The sequence below is a fragment of the Bradyrhizobium sp. genome (genome assembly GCF_004799445.1).
GTDB lineage: Bacteria > Pseudomonadota > Alphaproteobacteria > Rhizobiales > Xanthobacteraceae > Bradyrhizobium.
In genome coordinates this window covers 16,059-29,227 of record NZ_SSNA01000084.1, presented here as the reverse complement: position 1 = coordinate 29,227, position 13,169 = coordinate 16,059, and the positions used below count along the sequence as shown (strand labels likewise).

General features: G+C 63.8%; 13 protein-coding genes. 4 read left to right on the top strand and 9 right to left on the bottom strand.

The features are described from left to right. Window positions 1-2: 2 nt before the first annotated feature. On the bottom strand, window positions 3-1,643 hold the full coding sequence (gene groL / locus E8A46_RS11505) for a chaperonin GroEL (RefSeq protein WP_291560561.1): 1,641 nt from the start codon (window positions 1,641-1,643) through the stop codon (window positions 3-5). Between the two features lie 167 nt (window positions 1,644-1,810). Further along, window positions 1,811-2,107: a co-chaperone GroES gene (locus E8A46_RS11500; protein ID WP_291560560.1), complete on the bottom strand. Its 297-nt coding sequence runs from the start codon at window positions 2,105-2,107 to the stop codon at window positions 1,811-1,813. Window positions 2,108-2,433: 326 nt separating this feature from the next. On the opposite strand from E8A46_RS11500, the gene E8A46_RS11495 reads away from it, so the two are divergent. Continuing rightward, on the top strand, window positions 2,434-2,949 hold the full coding sequence (locus E8A46_RS11495) for a hypothetical protein (RefSeq protein ID WP_291560557.1): 516 nt from the start codon (window positions 2,434-2,436) through the stop codon (window positions 2,947-2,949). Window positions 2,950-3,177: 228 nt separating this feature from the next. On the opposite strand, the gene E8A46_RS11490 is transcribed toward E8A46_RS11495, so the two are convergent. Beyond that, window positions 3,178-3,954 carry a protein phosphatase CheZ gene (locus E8A46_RS11490; protein WP_291560555.1) on the bottom strand — a complete coding sequence of 259 codons (777 nt, stop codon included), beginning with the start codon at window positions 3,952-3,954 and terminating at the stop codon, window positions 3,178-3,180. Window positions 3,955-4,250: 296 nt separating this feature from the next. Between E8A46_RS11490 and E8A46_RS11485 the strand changes: the two genes are divergently transcribed. After that, window positions 4,251-5,039: a L,D-transpeptidase gene (locus E8A46_RS11485; RefSeq protein WP_291560553.1), complete on the top strand. Its 789-nt coding sequence runs from the start codon at window positions 4,251-4,253 to the stop codon at window positions 5,037-5,039. A gap of 72 nt (window positions 5,040-5,111) precedes the next feature. Here the strand turns inward: E8A46_RS11485 and E8A46_RS11480 are convergent, their stop codons facing one another. The 6 genes from E8A46_RS11480 to E8A46_RS11455 all read right to left on the bottom strand — a co-directional run bounded on the left by E8A46_RS11480 (window position 5,112) and on the right by E8A46_RS11455 (window position 11,266). Continuing rightward, a complete protein-coding gene (locus tag E8A46_RS11480) occupies window positions 5,112-5,891 on the bottom strand; it encodes a DUF2076 domain-containing protein (protein WP_291560551.1) in 780 nt (259 codons plus the stop codon). A 175-nt stretch (window positions 5,892-6,066) separates the two neighbouring features. Next, the gene (locus E8A46_RS11475) at window positions 6,067-6,924 is read right to left on the bottom strand and encodes a ChbG/HpnK family deacetylase (RefSeq protein ID WP_291560548.1); all 858 of its coding nucleotides are present in this window, start codon (window positions 6,922-6,924) and stop codon (window positions 6,067-6,069) included. A gap of 144 nt (window positions 6,925-7,068) precedes the next feature. After that, the gene (locus E8A46_RS11470) at window positions 7,069-8,121 is read right to left on the bottom strand and encodes a glycosyltransferase family 2 protein (RefSeq protein WP_291560547.1); all 1,053 of its coding nucleotides are present in this window, start codon (window positions 8,119-8,121) and stop codon (window positions 7,069-7,071) included. An 84-nt stretch (window positions 8,122-8,205) separates the two neighbouring features. Further along, window positions 8,206-9,183, bottom strand: a complete 978-nt coding sequence (gene hisG / locus E8A46_RS11465; RefSeq protein WP_291560545.1) for an ATP phosphoribosyltransferase — start codon at window positions 9,181-9,183, stop codon at window positions 8,206-8,208. Next, the gene (locus tag E8A46_RS11460) at window positions 9,180-10,355 is read right to left on the bottom strand and encodes an ATP phosphoribosyltransferase regulatory subunit (RefSeq protein ID WP_291560543.1); all 1,176 of its coding nucleotides are present in this window, start codon (window positions 10,353-10,355) and stop codon (window positions 9,180-9,182) included. The genes hisG and E8A46_RS11460 overlap by 4 nt, the downstream gene beginning before the upstream one ends. Before the next feature lie 149 nt (window positions 10,356-10,504). Next, window positions 10,505-11,266 (bottom strand): 16S rRNA (uracil(1498)-N(3))-methyltransferase, encoded by a 762-nt coding sequence (locus tag E8A46_RS11455; RefSeq protein WP_291560541.1) that lies wholly within the window; start codon window positions 11,264-11,266, stop codon window positions 10,505-10,507. A gap of 207 nt (window positions 11,267-11,473) precedes the next feature. On the opposite strand from E8A46_RS11455, the gene E8A46_RS11450 reads away from it, so the two are divergent. Next, entirely contained in the window at window positions 11,474-12,133 is a 660-nt protein-coding gene (locus E8A46_RS11450; protein WP_291560539.1) for a hypothetical protein, read from the top strand. A gap of 49 nt (window positions 12,134-12,182) precedes the next feature. Next, window positions 12,183-13,121, top strand: coding sequence for a 4-hydroxybenzoate octaprenyltransferase (gene ubiA, locus E8A46_RS11445; RefSeq protein ID WP_291560537.1), 939 nt, complete (start codon window positions 12,183-12,185; stop codon window positions 13,119-13,121). Window positions 13,122-13,169: the final 48 nt, after the last annotated feature.

Sequence of the window (13,169 nt, the reverse complement as noted above, 5' to 3'; positions counted from 1 at the left end):
GTCTAGAAGCCGCCCATGCCACCCATGCCGCCACCGCCGCCGGGCATCGGCGCCGCCGATTCCTTCGGCAGTTCGGCGACCATGGCCTCGGTCGTCACCAGGAGGGCCGCCACGGAGGCCGCATCCTGCAGCGCGGTGCGCACCACCTTGGCCGGGTCGATGATCCCCTTGGCGACCATATCGACGTATTCCTCGGTCTGCGCGTCGAAGCCGAAGGTCTCGGATTTTTCCTCCAGGATCCTGCCGACGACGATCGAGCCTTCGACACCGGCGTTTTCCACGATCTGGCGGATCGGCGCTTCCAGCGCCTTCAGCACGATATTAATGCCGGCCTGCACGTCGGGGTTTTCGTTGTGGATGCGGCCGACCGCCTTCTTGGCGCGCAGCAGTGCCACGCCGCCGCCCGGCACGATGCCTTCCTGCACGGCCGCGCGGGTAGCGTTGAGGGCGTCCTCGACGCGATCCTTCTTCTCCTTGACCTCGACCTCGGTCGCGCCGCCGACGCGAATGATCGCGACGCCGCCGGCAAGCTTGGCAAGCCGCTCCTGCAGCTTCTCGCGGTCGTAGTCCGAAGTGGTCTCCTCGATCTGCGCCTTGATCTGGCCGACGCGGGATTCGATGTCCTTTTTCTTGCCGGCGCCGCTGACGATCGTGGTGTTTTCCTTGTCGATCACGACCTTGCGGGCGCGGCCGAGCATGTTGACCGTGACGCTTTCGAGCTTCATGCCCAGTTCATCCGAGATCAACTGGCCACCGGTCAGGATCGCGATGTCTTCCAGCATCGCCTTGCGGCGATCGCCGAAGCCGGGTGCCTTGACGGCGGCGACCTTCAACCCGCCGCGCAGACGGTTGACGACCAGCGTGGCCAGGGCCTCGCCCTCGACGTCTTCGGCGATGATCAACAGCGGCTTGCCAGACTGCACCACGGCTTCCAGCACCGGCAGCATCGACTGCAGGCCGGACAGCTTCTTCTCGTGCAGCAGCACGTAGACGTCCTCGAGCTCGGCGGTCATCTTCTCGGCGTTGGTGACGAAATAAGGCGACAGATAACCGCGGTCGAATTTCATGCCCTCGACGATGTCGACTTCGGTCTCCAGCGACTTGTTTTCCTCGACGGTGATGACGCCTTCATTGCCGACCTTCTGCATCGCCTGCGCAATCATCTTGCCGATCGCAGCATCGCCATTGGACGAGATGGTGCCGATCTGGGCCACTTCGGAGGATGAGGCGACCGGCTTGGCGCGTTTTTCGATGTCCTTGACCACGGCGTGCACCGCAATCTCGATCCCGCGCTTCAAGTCCATCGGATTCATGCCGGCGGCAACCGATTTGGCGCCTTCCCGCACGATCGCCTGGGCAAGCACGGTGGCGGTGGTGGTGCCGTCGCCGGCGGTGTCGTTGGTCTTGGAGGCGACTTCGCGCAGCATCTGCGCGCCCATGTTCTCGAACTTGTCCTCGAGTTCGATTTCCTTGGCGACGGTGACGCCGTCCTTGGTGATGCGCGGCGCGCCGTAGCTCTTTTCGATGACGACGTTGCGGCCCTTGGGACCGAGCGTCACCTTGACCGCATTGGCGAGAATATCGACGCCGCGCAGCATGCGATCGCGCGCGTCTCCGGAAAATTTGACGTCCTTGGCAGCCATTTGAATTTACTCCTGATGGATTTGATGCGGTCGATCTCCGCGAAGCCTACCGTCATTGCCGGGCTTGACCCGGCAATCCATCTGCCTTCGCGAGACTCTTCCGAGGACGATGGATGCCCGGGTTAAGCCCGGGCATGACGACTATGGTGTATGCAGCGGCTGTGAGCTCAGACGAGCACACCCATGATGTCGCTCTCCTTCATGATCAGGAGTTCCTCGCCGTCGAGCTTGACTTCGGTGCCCGACCATTTGCCGAACAGCACGCGGTCGCCAACCTTGAGGTCGATCGGGATCAGTTTGCCGGCTTCGTCTCGGCCGCCCGGACCGACCGCCGTGATCTCGCCTTGCGAGGGCTTTTCCTTGGCGCTGTCGGGAATGATGATGCCGCCCTTGGTCTTTGCCTCGGCGTCGATACGTTTGACCACGACACGGTCATGCAGCGGACGAAATTTGGTTTTAGCCATGACGGTTCCTTTTGAAGGCTTGGTGTTCGAGTTGGGTTTGTCATCGAAAGTGGATCGGAACACGGGCGTATTCGACGCCGTCGAGGGTCGAACAGCTCGCATCCTTGGCAATCGCGCTCCCGGAGTGCCAATTGTGCGTCGGGGATATGGCTTGACGCCGAGCCTGTCAAGCAATCGGGGGGTTAAGGCCTTGGTGAGGCGGATATAGCATGCTTAAGGAAACCAAATCGGAGCGCCAGCGTAATTGGCTGGACGTCATTGCTCCGGCAGGAGTTTTGCGCTTGGCTGCGGGATGGGTGGGGCCGCGGATTTGCTTGGGGGAGAACATGGTCGGGTCACGTAGCGCGCGGACGGTTGCCAATCTGGGGATCGCCTCGGTGCTCACGATATTTCTGGGTGGGTGCGGGAGCATGAGCCTGCCGTCCTTCTCGTCATCGCCTTCGGCGCCGCCGGAGCCCAGCGCGGCGCCCGAAATGCCCGCCACGATCCGCGCCGACGAGATTGTCGGCCGGTGGGGCCTTGCGTCATTCCAGAATCCCAATGACCGCGCCCGCACCGAAGCCGCGGCGCGGGCGCAGTGCAAACAGCCCTATGTGATCGGAGCGGGCGCTACCGGCGGCGTCATCATGCATCTGGCGGATCAGGCGACGCCCCAGGAATTGCGCCTCAAGGGTAGCCCCAGCGGAAAGAATTATATCGGTCCTCCCGGACCGGCCGGGGGTGAACAGGACCGCGAGATCGTTTCCTTCGATGGGCGCGTCTTGATCACCCGCTTCATCGACAAGGATGCGGCGACCCGCTACGGCAACATGGTCTACGTGCGCTGCGCGCCGCGCGCCTGATCTGATTTGACTAGGCTGTTACCGTCATTGCCTGTGGCAAACGCAGAGCGTTTGCGCAAGGGAGCGCAAGCGACGAAACAATCCAACTTTCTTTGTGGCTCTGTGGATTGCTTCGCGGAGCCTGTCGTCGGGCGCGCATTCGCGCGACCCGTTGGCTCGCAATGACGCGAAAACAAAAACGCCGGCTTTGCGCCGGCGTTTTGTCTTACTGGCCAGGGAAAACCGTCGTCAATCGAACAACGCGTCGATGTCGTTCTGAGAAGCATGACCGTCGTCGCCGTCGAGCTTCGGACCGTTCAAAAGCTTGGCGTCGCCCTCGCGGGCGTCGACGACCGGGGGGGCGTGCGATTTGATGGCGTCGACGCCGCCCCAGATATCCATCATGACGGTGATGTGGTTTTCGATGAACTTCATCGTGGTCATCACTTTTTTGATGCGCTGACCGGTCAGGTCCTGGAAATTGCAGGCCTCGAAGATGGAAACGACGCGTTCCTGGATTTCCTCGCTGAGCAGCTTTTGCTGATCCGGCGAGGTCACCCTGCTCAGGGCGGTCGCCGCGTTATCGATCGCTTCCGCGGCTTCCAGAATCTGCTGCGTGGCTTCTTCGGTGCCGCCGACCACGGCGCCGAGTTCGCCGTTGACCTTGGCCATTTCCTCGCCGTTGAAACTCTTGCCGTGCAGCACCGCGATTTCGCGCTTGGTCCGGGTGATGGCATCGTAGATGAGATCGAGTTCGACCTTGAGTTTCTCGCATTGCTCGATCTGGGCGCGATAGGTTTCCAGCAGCGCCTGGGTCTCGGCGACTTCGTTGCTGACGGACACGCCGATCGCAGTGGATGCCGTGGCCGTGCCATGGTCAGGGGCGGCCATCTGGGCCCGGATCGCGCGCAATTCGCTCATGATCTCGTGGTGCATGGGACCGACCTCGCCGTCAAACTCCGGCAGCGACGGCATGTCGCCGACAATGGCTTCTTCGACACGAAAACGTCTGCGATGTATCGGCATGAGATTCTTTGTCCTTGAGCTTCACTCATCGCGTTTAAAGCAGACTCGATTTAACATGGAGTTCACGGCGGAATCGATTGCGGAGCGCATCTCGAATGCCGCATACCAACGATTAACCATGCGCTGTCGGCGTTCACCGAAAATAAACGCTACCGGATAAAACCGCGCGCAATTGACGACGTGGTGAATCGAAACGGCGGTTCTGTTTACCAAACCGATGCGGTTCTGGTCTTAGCTGGTGGTGTGCAGAGGCGCCGCTCCGGCGCTCCCACGACGAAACAGTACAGAGTACGTCGATGTCCAACAGAAAGTATCTTGCACTTCTTGCCGGCGCGTCTTTTTTCAGCACCGGCCTCCATCAGGCGGTGGCGAACGAGGCCGAGTTTGTCTCCGAACCCACCGTGATCTACGCCGCGCCATCCGCCGAGCGGCCTGCCGCGCCGATGCGAATGGCTTCGGCCGAACGCGCCAATATGGGCGGCGGCTTCATCGAGTTCCTGTTCGGCGATGGCCAGAATCAAGGCGATCGCTATCGGCAGCAACCCTATCAACAGCAGCCGACATTCCCACCGCAGCGTCCGCTGGAGCCGCAGCAAGCCGCGCGCCAGCCGGAAATGGGCGAACCCGCGCATCCTGCTTTCGATCCGAAATTCGAGAAGCAGCTCGTTGACTATGACGGCAGGGAGAACGCCGGCACGATCGTCGTCGATACGCCCAACAAGTTCCTGTACCTGGTGCAGGGCAACGGCAAGGCGATGCGTTATGGTATCGGCGTTGGCCGCCCCGGCTTCACCTGGTCGGGCGTCAAGCAGATTTCCGCCAAGAAGGAATGGCCGGACTGGACGCCGCCTGCGGAAATGCTGGTGCGGCGGCCTGATCTGCCGCGGCACATGGAAGGCGGTCCACAAAATCCGCTCGGCGCCCGCGCGATGTATCTCGGGTCCTCGCTCTATCGCATTCACGGCTCCAACGAACCCTGGACCATCGGCACCAACGTGTCGTCAGGCTGCATCCGGATGCGCAACGAGGATGTGATCGACCTCTATGGCCGCGTCAATGTCGGCGCGCGGGTCATCGTCATCTGATCCACGGCTGGATCAAAATGAAGAACGGCCGTCCGGTGAGGACGGCCGTTCTTTGTTGCGGCCAAGGGCCTCTCAGGCGAGGTCGCTGTCTCCGTCACCGCTGAAGTCGTCCGAATCGAGATCCATGTCGTCATGATCGTCGTCGTTCGAGGCGGAATCAAAAAGCCCAGTGCGCGAACTGTCATCGGCGCGATCGCCGGATGAGGCGATATCATTGACTCCGGCGTCGCGGGCGAGACTGCTGCCGGATTGATCGGTCCACGGATTTTGGCTCGCGACTCGGTCACCGGTCGCCGGGATATTGCCGAAGGCTTGATGGCCGCCCCCCATCATCGAGCGGATGCTGCCGAGCAGCAGCGATCCACCGACTACCCCGGCCGCGGCGGCTGCGGCCGTTCCCAGAAAGGATCCGCCGCCGCCCATCGGCGCCTGCGGTGCGCCGTAGGGCTGCCCGTAAGGACCCTGATCATACTGTCCCGGAGACTGCGCCTGCTGCATCACCTGGCCGCTGTTCCACACCGGACGGCTGCCAATGTCCGGAGGCCGGACGTTCGGCACCGAGCCGCGCGACTGATTTTGTCCGAAAATGGTATCGCGCATCGAATCGAGAAATCCGCCGGCGCGATCCTGCGCGGGGGCGGTTGCCGCCTCCAGTTCCTGGATGCGGCTGTTGGCGCGCCTGAGCGCCTCGTCCTGGACCAGAACCGTTTGCACCAGCGCGTAAACCGCGCTGGGCGCGGTACGCAAGCCTTGCGCGATCGTGGCAGTGGCATCCGGATCGCGCGGCGCGCTCTCCATTTTTGAAAGCCGGTCGAAAAGATCGTCAACCAATTGGCGTTCTTGCGGTGTCATGGAGCTTCTCCCTCGCCTCACAGCGCGGGGCAGATGTAGGCGCCTTTTGTGTCGCAAGTAGTGCTGTCGGGAATTAAATTTCCGTAGGCGACAAGGGGCCACCGGCGCCAGCGCGCGAAATGTGCGCAAATGTTTGATCGCAAGCCGGAAAATACGCCGCGCTTTCCCGGGAGCTTCAGCCCAATGTAACCTTGTTCGCGGCCAACAGGGGCGGGAAATGCTCGCCGCCGAGAAAAGCGTATTCGCGTTCGCGCTGAACCGTCAGCGGATCGAGGCTGACAAGGATATCATCCACCACCCCCGGGTGACACATGATGACGCCAGAATCGGGCAGACCATCGAGAAATTGTTGCATCAAGGCCCCGAAATCGGGCTGTCCGGAAAAATCATAGGCGCCGGCGAATCCAGGGTTGAATGCGATGTTGGCGCGCGCGGCGCGGCGGCGAAACTGCGCGCTCAGGACGTCGAGAACCAAAGCCTTGGGCGTGCCGAGTCGCCGGGTCAAAGGTTGATTGCGTCCGCCCTGGCGAACCCAGGCGTTTGGCGCAGCTTCATTTACCGCCGCCAGAAACGCGTCACGCACGCCCGGAAACAACTGCGCATGCTGGTGGCCGTCGACAAAGTCCGGGGCTCGGCCGAACAATTCGCCGAAGGTCGAAAGTTGCACCATCAATTCGGTGTGGATGAGCTCGGGATCGAGCCTGCGCATCAGGCCGGCGCGCAGCAGGGCAGGAAATGGCAGGAACATGCCGCCGTCGATCGGCCTGAAGTGCATCGTCAGCGGCCGGAAAGGCGCCGTCAAGGTGACGTGCAGGCCGATGGCGCAGCGCGGACTGTTCGCAGCCAGGGTTTTGAGCGCGCTCACTTCGGCGCGGCCAATCGCCGGGCCGACCACCATGACCGATGTGGCATTGAGACGGCCGCGCTCGATCAGGTCGCGAATGGCGTGGTTGACGCCGGGACTGATACCGTAATCATCGGCGCACAACCAAATGCGGCGCACTGGTGGCGCGGATTTGACGTTCGCTACCATTTGCCGCGATTCCTCGATGCGAACGTCAAATCCAAAGCTCCACCAGCAATTATGATTTGCCAGTAGTCCTGAGGATTCCAACATTCGCTAGGTGCCCCACAGACGGGAGGCGAATGTTGGAATCGGACCACTGGGCGGCATCGTTCATTCGGCGGCGGTCCTTTTGCCGGCTCCCAGATCGGCTTTTGCCTTCGCCTCGGTGCGCTTCTCGCTGTGCTCGGCGACGAAATAGATCGGCCGCGCCTTCAGCTCTGAAAGGATCTTGCCGATATATTCGCCGACGATGCCGATCATGATGAGCTGCACGCCGCCAATGGTCATCAGGCCGACCACCAGCGAGGGATAGCCGGGGACCGACTTTCCATCCACCCAGGTCTCCCAGAGGATCGAGAGACCGAACAGGAAGGCGCCTGTTGCGAGCAGGACCCCGAGCAGGCTGGCAAATCGCAGCGGCGCCACCGAGAACGACGTCAGCCCTTCGATCGAAAGCCCGACCAGCCGTCCGGCGCTGAACGTGGTGATACCGTGCGCGCGGGCCGCGGGCTCATAGTCGACGCGGACCTGGCGGAAGCCGATCCAGCTGGCCAGGCCCTTGAAAAAGCGATTGCGCTCGGGGAGCTGCCGCAGGGCCGCCGCCGCGCGCGGCGACAGCAGGCGAAAGTCGCCGGCATCCTCCGGAATCTTCTGTCGTGCGCCCCAATTGATCAGCGCGTAGAAGCCGCGCACGGCAAGCCGCCGCAGCAACGGTTCGTTGTCGCGATGGGCCTTGGCGGTATAGACCACGTCGTAGCCGTCATCGATCCAGTGACCGACCAGCTTCTCGACGAGGTCAGGGGGATGTTGACCATCGCCGTCCATGAACAGGACGGCACCGCGCCGGGCATGGTCCAGTCCCGCCATCAGGGCTGCTTCCTTGCCGAAATTGCGCGACAGCGACACTACCTGAACATCGAGTGCGTCGGCGGCAAGTCCGCGCGCGATCGCTGGCGTCGCGTCGCTGCTGCCGTCATCGACATAGACGACCTCGCACGCCAGGCCATATCGGTCCCGCAGCGCGCTGGCCTGGCCGCCCAGCCGCTGGTGCAGCAATGCAAGCCCGGCCGCCTCGTTATAGACGGGCACCACGATCGATAGCCCCTGCGCCGCAGCATTGGCCGCGGTCGTCGACAGGCTCGAGACATCCGTACCCAGCATCATCGATCAGCTTCCAACCATCCGAAAAAACAGCATATGGCAATCGCGGTGAATTGTCGCCACGGGGACCGGCCGCGGCGCTTTGTCTTATCGCCGCAGGAATGCCTCGAGCCTGGCGAACAGCGGATTGTCGCGGTCGAGCACGTAGTCGAGTGACGCCACCGAAACCGTCTCCGCGCCGCGGGCGCGAAGAAAGCTGCCGAGCGCGTAAAGCTGCGCCGGCGGGCAGTGCAGCGTCACCATTCCCGAAGAGGTCGGCCCGCCGAACGGCGACACCACGCCGAAGCGGTTATGGGCCTCGGCCAATAGCGCCGCGTCGCACCCGGCAAAGCGGGTGCGGACTTCCCGGTATTTGCTGGCGCGGGCACGGGCGGCGATATGATCCAGGATCACGCGTGCGGCCTCGCGCGCCTCGTTCGACCAGTCGGCGTCGCGCGAGGCCACCAGATTGGCCTGGCTGCGCAGGATCACGCCGTCGTCGAGCACCTTGAGGCCGTTGGCGGCAAGGGTCGCGCCGGTCGTCGTGATATCGACGATCATCTCCGCGGTGCCGACCGCCGGCGCGCCTTCGGTCGCACCCGCGCTCTCGACGATGCGGTAGTCGACGACGCCGTGCGAGGCAAAGAAGGTCCGGGTCAGGTTGATGTATTTGGTCGCCACCCGCATCCGCCGGTTATGCTGGGCGCGGAAGCCGGTGGTGACGTCGTCGAGATCGGCCATGGTCCGGACATCGATCCAGGCCTGCGGGACCGCAACCACGACATTGGCACTGCCAAAGCCGAGATTGTCGATCAGCAAGACGCGCCTGTCGGCGTCGACAATGCTTTCGCGCACCAGGTCCTCGCCGGTGACGCCGAGATGGACGGTGCCGCGCGCCAGTTGCGAGGCGATCTCGCTCGCCGAGAGATAGGCGATCTCGACATGGTCGAGCCCCGTGATGGTGCCGCGATAGTCGCGGGCGCCGCGCGGCTTTGCCAGCGCAAGTCCGGCACGCGTGAAGAATGCCTCGGCATTTTCCTGCAAACGCCCCTTTGACGGAACCGCGAGAACGAATGGCGCCGTCATGACGCGCTCCCGCCGATGCCGCTCGCGGCAGGCTTGCCGACAAGCTGGGTCAAGGTCTCGACCCAGACCGAGAATCCGACCGCGGGGATCGGGGTTTTGGCGCCGAGCTGGGTCATCAGCCCGTCATAGCGGCCGCCCGCCACCAGCGGCTCGACGCCGCTGCCCCTGGCATGCAACTCGAATTCGAAGCCGGTGTAATAGTCCAGCCCGCGGCCGAACGAAGTCGAAAAGCGCGTCGAACCGGTATTGATGCCGCGCGCGGCCATGAAGCCGACGCGGCTTTCGAACGCATCGATCGCGGCGGTGAGGTCGAGTTTTGCGTCGGTGGCGAGCGCGCGCAATCGCGCGATCGAATCGTCGGGGTCGCCCGAGATTGCGAGGAACCGCTTGATCAGATCGAGGGCGTCACGCGGCAGGGCGCCGCCCTTCAGGGTCGACTGTTCGAGGAAGCGATCGGCGATCTCCGAAACCGAGCGGCCGCCGACATTGGTGGTGCCGGCGATCGACATCAGATCGGTCACCAGCGCCAGCGCCGCCTTGCGATCGGAGCCGGCCAGCGCGGCGAGCACGCCCTCATATTCGTTGCGGGTCGATCCGGTTGCGAGCGTCAACCGCTCGAGATCCTGCTCCAGACTGATCTTGCGGTTGAAATCCTTGATCAGCCGCCGCCGCCAGACCGGATAGAGATCGAGGGCATCGATCAGCGCGATGAACAGTGCGACATCGCCGGTGCGAATCTCCACCTCGGTCAAGCCGAACGCGGCCGTGGCCTCCAGCGCCAGCGCCAGCATTTCCGCATCCGCCGCCGGGCGATCCAGCCGGCCGAAAGATTCGATGCCGGCCTGCAGGAACTCGCTGGGCCGGCCGCCGCGATAGCGGAACACCGGTCCGAGATAGCTGAACCCGGCGGGCTGCCCCGCGTTGCTGGAGGCGAGATAATCCCGGGCGACCGGAATGGTGAGATCGGGGCGCAGACACAGTTCCTCGCCGCCGGCGTCGGTGGTCAGATAAAGGCTCTTGCGGATGTCCTCCCCCGAGAGGTCGAGAAACGGGTCGGCAGGCTGCAGGATCGCCGGTTCGGCCAGCGTGTAGCCGGCCTGCGCGAACGACAACAGCAGCGCCTCCGCCCATGCGGCGGATCCGGTCGCACGAGGGGCGGCGGTCAGGGTCATCTCGAAGTCCAATATCCCGAAAGCGGCATTAAAGGGCTAGTCGGCGCAGCCCCTTAGCACGGCCCGGGCGGGGTTTCGACCGGGATCGGCCAAGTGCCTTAATACAAGTGCCTTAACAAGGGCCAAGGAGGATTGGTTAAGGCCGGAACCTATCCGGGCACGCCGTCGGCAGTCCAGTCCCCGAGCGCGGCCTGGACCAGGGCCAGCGCCGCCACGCCGGCGGTGTCGGCGCGCAGAATCCTCGGTCCAAGCGAAAGCCGCAAAATTCGCGGCTGCCGCAGCAGGAGGCTGCGCTCCTCCTCGGCAAATCCGCCTTCGGGGCCGATCAGGATGTCGATCCCCTCTGCGGCGTCCTGCGCGCTTCGCAGCGCCTGCAGCGGATTTGTGACGTCCGCGGCTTCGTCGCAGAAGACCAGCAGGCGCCGCCCGTTGCGTCCGCTCAGATAGCGATCGAGCGGCACCGGCTCGGCGACACCGGCGATGCTCAAAATGCCGCATTGCTCGGCCGCCTCGATCACATTGGCCCGCATCCGTTCGCCGTTAACCCGCGAGACCTGGGTGAAGCGCGTCAAAACCGGCTGCAATGACGATGCTCCCATCTCGACCGCTTTCTGCACCATGTAGTCGAGACGGGCATGTTTCAGCGGCGCGAAGACGTAAGCGAGGTCAGGGAGGCGATCCTGCGGCCGGGTCCGGGCGACGATCTTCAGACCATCGGGCCGTTTGCCCCCGGCGATCGAAGCCTGCCACTCGCCATCGCGTCCATTGAACACCAGGATGGTTTCGCCCGCGGACAGCCGCAGCACGTTGCCGAGATAATTGCTCTGGCTACGCGCGAGCGTGACGGTTTCATCCGGTGCCAGGGCGGCGTCGACAAACAGCCGCGGCTTGCGAAAATCGAGTTGGGGCATGGGCAAGGTTCCGATCCTGGGGCCTTTTAGCCCAAAGGATGAGAATTTACGCCATTATCGGCCGTCCGGCGCGGCCCAACGCCGCGCTGTTGCCCAATTCCACGGGTTGTTAAGGACTGGCAGGAATCGTAAAATGTACCCTCGGAGTCGCTCTTCTATCGGGAAGACGCTAGGGGCCTTTGGACCTTGCCTGAGGGAATAGCTTTGATGATCCGTCGCCTGATCGTGCCACTCGCCGTGGCCATCGTTACGCTCCATGCCGGCCAGGCTTTTGCGCAAGGCGCCTTTCCGGCGCCGCTGCCGGGCAAGGCCGGTGCGGCCAATGATCCGGCATTTCCGCCGGTGAATGGCGCTGCGCCCGCGCCCTCCTTTGGCGCCGCCCCCGCGGCCGGTGGGTTTCCGGCTGCCGGCGCAACTCCCTTTGCCAGTTCACCGTTCGCCGCGCCTCCGACCCAGGCGGGTCCCCCGGATGACTGCATGAACGGATTCATGCCGTTGCGCGATGAGGCAGAGAAACGCGGCAAGCTGATCAAGGCCGCCAGCGACCGGCATGCCCCTCCGGCTGAGGCTTGCAAGCTGATCGGAAACTTCGCCCAGTCCGAGATCAAGATGATCAAATACATCGAAACCCATGCGACCAAATGCGGGATTCCGCAGCAGATCGGCGATCAGCTGAAGAGCGGTCACAAGGGCACCGAGGCCATGCAGCAGAAGGTCTGTGCAGTGGCCGAGCAGATGAAAACGCAGGCACCCACAGGTCCGAGCCTGAGCGAGGTGCTGGGTTCGGCGACGTCGCTCCCGGTGGCCACGGCCAGCAAGAAGGGCGGCACGTTCGATACGTTGAACGGCAACGCCCTCGCGCGATGATCGGTGCCACCGATCTGAACGAACTTCGGAAACAGGACACCGTCCTCGGATGAGCGGCACTGCGGCGCGCGTTGCGGACGCGACCGGCAACTGGGTCGATACGCTGGCGCCGCCATGGTCGCGGCCTTACCTGCGGCTCGCCCGCCTCGACCGGCCGATTGGATCCTGGCTGTTGCTGATGCCGTGCTGGTGGTCGGCGGCGCTCGCGGCCGGCGTCACCTGCGACGTCAGCCGATTGCCCCTCGTCGTTGCGCTGTTCCTGGTGGGCGCCTTTGCCATGCGCGGCGCCGGTTGCACCTGGAACGACATCACCGATCGTGATCTCGACGCCAAGGTGGAACGCACGCGGTCGCGGCCGATACCGGCCGGACAGGTCAGCGTGCGGCAAGCGCTTGTCTTCCTGGCCGCGCAGGCGTTGATCGGGCTCCTGGTGCTGCTGCAATTCAACCGCTTCGCGGTGGCGACCGGCATCGCCTCGCTCGTCATCGTTGCGGTCTACCCGTTCATGAAGCGCATCACCTGGTGGCCGCAGGTCGTGCTTGGCCTTGCCTTCTCCTGGGGCGCGCTGATGGGATTTGCCGTCATCCTCGGGCGGATCGAGGCGGCGGCGCTTTTGCTCTATGCCGGTTCGATCGCCTGGGTGATCGGCTACGATACCATCTATGCGCATCAGGACGCCGACGACGACGCGCTGATCGGGGTCAAATCGACCGCGCGGCTGTTCGGCGCGCACACCCATCAGGCGCTGATCGTTTTCTACGCGCTGGCGGTGGTCTTGATCGGCCTGGCGATGTGGCTCGCCGGCGCCGGTTTGCCGGCGTGGCTCGGACTTGCCGCGTTCGCCGCGCATCTCGCCTGGCAAATTCGACGCCTGAAGATCGGCGATCCCGCGCTGTGCCTGCGCATCTTCAGGTCCAACCGCGACGCCGGGCTGCTGCTGTTTGTGGGGCTGCTCGCGGATGCGGTGATGCGGGCGAGCAGCGGGTAGGGTCGGCAAAGGCGTTTTTACGCCTGTCCATGGCCTATTCGTCGAGGC

Bases quoted from the DNA above. Each gene is read 5' to 3' on its own strand.
- groL (WP_291560561.1), bottom strand. From the start codon at position 1,643: ATGGCTGCCAAGGACGTCAAATTTTCCGGAGACGCGCGCGATCGCATG.
- E8A46_RS11500 (WP_291560560.1), bottom strand. From the start codon at position 2,107: ATGGCTAAAACCAAATTTCGTCCGCTGCATGACCGTGTCGTGGTCAAA.
- E8A46_RS11495 (WP_291560557.1), top strand. From the start codon at position 2,434: ATGGTCGGGTCACGTAGCGCGCGGACGGTTGCCAATCTGGGGATCGCC.
- E8A46_RS11490 (WP_291560555.1), bottom strand. From the start codon at position 3,954: ATGCCGATACATCGCAGACGTTTTCGTGTCGAAGAAGCCATTGTCGGC.
- E8A46_RS11485 (WP_291560553.1), top strand. From the start codon at position 4,251: ATGTCCAACAGAAAGTATCTTGCACTTCTTGCCGGCGCGTCTTTTTTC.
- E8A46_RS11480 (WP_291560551.1), bottom strand. From the start codon at position 5,891: ATGACACCGCAAGAACGCCAATTGGTTGACGATCTTTTCGACCGGCTT.
- E8A46_RS11475 (WP_291560548.1), bottom strand. From the start codon at position 6,924: ATGGTAGCGAACGTCAAATCCGCGCCACCAGTGCGCCGCATTTGGTTG.
- E8A46_RS11470 (WP_291560547.1), bottom strand. From the start codon at position 8,121: ATGATGCTGGGTACGGATGTCTCGAGCCTGTCGACGACCGCGGCCAAT.
- hisG (WP_291560545.1), bottom strand. From the start codon at position 9,183: ATGACGGCGCCATTCGTTCTCGCGGTTCCGTCAAAGGGGCGTTTGCAG.
- E8A46_RS11460 (WP_291560543.1), bottom strand. From the start codon at position 10,355: ATGACCCTGACCGCCGCCCCTCGTGCGACCGGATCCGCCGCATGGGCG.
- E8A46_RS11455 (WP_291560541.1), bottom strand. From the start codon at position 11,266: ATGCCCCAACTCGATTTTCGCAAGCCGCGGCTGTTTGTCGACGCCGCC.
- E8A46_RS11450 (WP_291560539.1), top strand. From the start codon at position 11,474: ATGATCCGTCGCCTGATCGTGCCACTCGCCGTGGCCATCGTTACGCTC.
- ubiA (WP_291560537.1), top strand. From the start codon at position 12,183: ATGAGCGGCACTGCGGCGCGCGTTGCGGACGCGACCGGCAACTGGGTC.